The organism is Streptosporangium sp. NPDC005286 (assembly GCF_040607515.1).
Lineage (GTDB): Bacteria > Actinomycetota > Actinomycetes > Streptosporangiales > Streptosporangiaceae > Streptosporangium.
On sequence record NZ_JBEXGU010000115.1, the window covers coordinates 27,454 to 30,478 of the forward strand.

The following is a 3,025-nucleotide window of genomic DNA, read 5'->3' on the forward strand; positions in this document are numbered from 1 at the left end:
AGCAACGGCGCGGGAGGCAACGGCGCGAAAAAGCCCGCCACCCGGAAGGCGGCGGGCCGGCGCCGCTGACAGGCGTCAGGTCAGCGCGAGTAGAACTCCACCACGAGCTGTTCGTCCACCGGGACCACGACCTGCTCGCGCAGCGGGCGGCTCAGCAGGGTGAAGCGGAGCTCGGCGTGGTCGACGCCGAGATAGGCGGCGACCCTCTCGTCCGCGTACACGCCCTCGGAGGCGGCGACGAAGGGTTGCATCCGGCGTGACTTCTCGCGCACCGCGACGACCTGGCCCGGCCTGACCAGGTAGCTGGGAATGTCGACCTTGCGGCCGTCCACGGTGATGTGACCGTGGGCGACGTACTGGCGGGCCGCGTAGATGGACGGGGCGAGGCCTGAACGTAGCACCAGGGAGGCCAGGCGCGTCTCCAGCAGCACCACCAGCTCGGCGCCCGCACGGCCACCGCCGCGCAGCGCCAGGTCCCAGTAGCGACGCATCTGGCGCTCGGAGACGTCGTAGTACCAGCGCAGCTTCTGCTTCTCCATCAATCGCAGCCCGTAGTCACCGGTCTGCCGCCGGTTGGTCTTGCGACCGTGCTCACCCGGCGGGTAGGGGCGCTCCTCGAAGTATCGGACGGCCTTGCGGGTCAGCGGCACGCCCGCCCGGCGGGACAGGCGCACCTTCGGTCCGGTGTAGCGCACGCTCGCTCCTCTGTGGTTAGGTTTACCTTAGTTAGGCAAGGCTAATCTTATACAGCAGTTTCTCCCCGACCTCAAGGAGAGCCGGTCCATGCAGCCAGTCACCGCTCCGCCGATCCCCGAGCGGGTCCGCACCCTCGCCGCCGGCGCCACTCCCACCCACGTGTCCATCGCCGGAGGCACCAGCCCCGCGATGCCCGCCAGAGGTGGTGTGGACGGCGCCGGCCGGCCGGTGCTGCTCGTCCTGCCGGGCGACCCGCTCTATGGCGCCCGGGACGAGCCCGTGGTGACGGTGGACCTGACGTCGAACCGCTCGCTGGGGGAGCACGAGCTCTCGCGCGGCCTGCTCAAGGTGCAGGGGTGGGCGCAGGCCGTACCGGTGGCCGAGGTGCGGCGGACCGCTGTGGCGATCGCCGAGCGCTGCCCCGACGAGGCGCTGTTCGAGGTGCTGGAGGGAACGGACGGCCCCAGGCTGCTACGGGTCGACGTCGGCAGGGTGATCTATCTGACCGGCCCCGAGTCGGGTGTGCTGGACGCCGAGGAGTATCTCGGCGCCGCCCCCGACCCGCTGATGGGCGAGGCCGAGCGCATGCTCCACCACGTCAACGGTGCCCATCGCAGGCAACTGGAAGCCGCCCTGGGCTCCCTGCTCGCCGAGCCGGTGCCGGGGGCCTGGCTCTGGGAGCTCGACCGCTTCGGGGCGACGGTCCGCTGCGGCGTCGAGGACCCGACCCTGATCCGGCTCCCCTGGCCCTCGCCCATGACCGACGCCGAGTCTCTCGAGCACGCCGTACGCTGCCTGCTCTGCCACCGCTGACGGAGCGGCCGAGTGCGTCCGGGCAGCGGCTGGAAAAGTCCGGCCGAACGGCCGGGGAAGAGCGGAGGAAGTGCCGGAGAACGACCGACGCCGCTTTACCCCGTGGCTCCGTTTCCGGCAGCGGCCGGAAACAGAGCCGCGCTATTCCAGGCGAAACCGCGCCGAGAGCAGGGTCGCTCTCCGCGAAAACCATCCCGAGCGAAAATCGCCTCGGGAACGGAATATCAGTTCTCGGACACCACCTCGCTGGTGTTCCTGATGACCTGGTCGACGAAACCGTAGTCCCTGGCCTCGGTGGCGGTGAACCAGCGGTCGCGGTCCCAGTCCTCCTCGATCCGCTCCAGTGGCTGGCCGGTGTGGAAGGCGATCCGCTCGCGCATCATCTGCTTGGTGTAGAGCATCTGCTCGGCCTGGATGGCGATGTCGGCGGCCGTGCCGCCCAGGCCTCCCGAGGGCTGGTGCATGATCACTCTGGCGTGCGGCAGGACGTAACGCTTGCCGGGCGCACCCGAACAGAGCAGGAACTGCCCCATCGATCCGGCGATGCCCATGGCCACGGTGGCGACGTCGTTGGGGATGTACTGCATCACGTCGTAGATGGCCATGCCCGCCGACACCGAACCGCCGGGTGAGTTGATGTAGAGCCAGATGTCGCGCTGTTCGTCGTCGGCGGAGAGCAGGAGCAGCTCCCCGCAGATCCGGTTGGCGACCTCGTCGTTCACCTCGCTGCCGAGCACGACGATCCGCTTGCGCAGCAGCCGCTGGTACAACTGGTCTTCGGGGACGATCTGGGGACCGCTCATGTTCTCCACCTACTCCGAACCCGAGGTTTGCGAATAACGAATACCCGTGACCTTAGCCCCGCCCGGAAGCATGATTTCCGTTCGTTCGCTGTGAGCGCTTTCCGCTGAAAGCGGAGGATCGGTCATTTCGTTTTCACGCCGGAGACGACGGTTTCACTCGTGAGGATGGGTGTTTCACCCTCGTCGCGCGACACCCGAAGGCGGAAGAAACCTCCTGGTCCAGAGGTACGGCGGCGGGGGCGATCCCGCCACACGTGATGCCCACCACACCGTCTCCGCCCCTTCCGTCAGACCCGTGCCACGGCGTCCGGCGCGGTACGCCCTGGACCGGATTCCGATGGCCTGCCCGTGCCACAGAGGCGTTGCCACCGGCCGATCGGCGCCGAGTCCGGCCGGGTCCGGGACCGGGCATGTTTACTCCCTCCCCCAGCGGAGAAGGGGACTGCGTGGACCAAACTCCACAAAACGGGAGGAACTACACCATGGGTGCCGACGACAAGCTTTCCAACAAGGCGAAAGAGGCCAAGGGCAAGGTCAAGGAAGGCGTGGGCCGAGCCACCGGCGACGAGCGCCTTGCGGCCAGGGGCAAGGACGAGCAGGCCGGAAGCCGCCTCAAGCAGGCCGGAGAGAAGGCGAAGGACAGCGCGAAGAAGGTCAAGGACGCCTTCAAGAGCTGACTCACGACCACCCCGCAGCGGGGGTCCCGGCCTTCC

Annotated in this window: 4 protein-coding genes; 2 read left to right on the top strand and 2 right to left on the bottom strand. The window is 68.4% G+C overall.

All coding sequences use genetic code 11. The annotated features are described in order from the left end of the window. Nucleotides 1–80 precede the first annotated feature (80 nt). Nucleotides 81–695: a 30S ribosomal protein S4 gene (gene rpsD, locus ABZU75_RS31955; RefSeq protein ID WP_350920454.1), complete on the bottom strand. Its 615-nt coding sequence runs from the start codon at nt 693–695 to the stop codon at nt 81–83. An 88-nt stretch (nt 696–783) separates the two neighbouring features. On the opposite strand from rpsD, the gene ABZU75_RS31960 reads away from it, so the two are divergent. After that, complete coding sequence (locus tag ABZU75_RS31960; RefSeq protein WP_355562296.1) at nt 784–1,509, top strand: DUF2470 domain-containing protein; 726 nt, start codon at nt 784–786, stop codon at nt 1,507–1,509. A gap of 224 nt (nt 1,510–1,733) precedes the next feature. Here ABZU75_RS31960 and ABZU75_RS31965 read toward each other — a convergent pair whose 3' ends face one another. Beyond that, on the bottom strand, nt 1,734–2,312 hold the full coding sequence (locus tag ABZU75_RS31965) for an ATP-dependent Clp protease proteolytic subunit (RefSeq protein ID WP_355562299.1): 579 nt from the start codon (nt 2,310–2,312) through the stop codon (nt 1,734–1,736). 482 nt (nt 2,313–2,794) lie between these two features. Here ABZU75_RS31965 and ABZU75_RS31970 point away from each other — a divergent pair, with 482 nt between their 5' ends. Beyond that, a complete protein-coding gene (locus tag ABZU75_RS31970) occupies nt 2,795–2,989 on the top strand; it encodes a CsbD family protein (protein ID WP_355562302.1) in 195 nt (64 codons plus the stop codon). Nucleotides 2,990–3,025: the final 36 nt, after the last annotated feature.

Excerpts from the sequence above, each read along its gene's own strand:
- ABZU75_RS31970 (WP_355562302.1), top strand. The coding sequence starts at position 2,795 with ATGGGTGCCGACGACAAGCTTTCCAACAAGGCGAAAGAGGCCAAGGGC.
- ABZU75_RS31960 (WP_355562296.1), top strand. The coding sequence starts at position 784 with ATGCAGCCAGTCACCGCTCCGCCGATCCCCGAGCGGGTCCGCACCCTC.
- ABZU75_RS31965 (WP_355562299.1), bottom strand. The coding sequence starts at position 2,312 with ATGAGCGGTCCCCAGATCGTCCCCGAAGACCAGTTGTACCAGCGGCTG.